Here is a 206-nt window from a genome sequence, read left to right on the forward strand (position 1 = left end):
AGAGTAAGGCGGGTAGTGCTGGGTACGATATTGTGAAAGTTGGCGGCGTTCAGAGTTATCCGCACTCCCTGAGTACGAAGGGCCTTGGATGCCGGGGATATCAGGCATATAGCTGGCTGGATAGCTTTGCATGTAAGAAGGAGGAGGCGCCTGTCGACCATGGCGCTCTTTCCCATAGTGTGGCGGTATGTTCATACTCTGAATAA

1 protein-coding gene is annotated in these 206 nt (G+C 52.4%); it reads left to right on the top strand.

The annotated features are described in order from the left end of the window. The coding region (locus E1189_RS24065) for a hypothetical protein (protein WP_230459767.1) at positions 1-206 on the top strand (206 nt) is incomplete at its 5' end.

The organism is Parendozoicomonas verongulae (assembly GCF_009711465.1).
GTDB lineage: Bacteria > Pseudomonadota > Gammaproteobacteria > Pseudomonadales > Endozoicomonadaceae > Sansalvadorimonas > Sansalvadorimonas verongulae.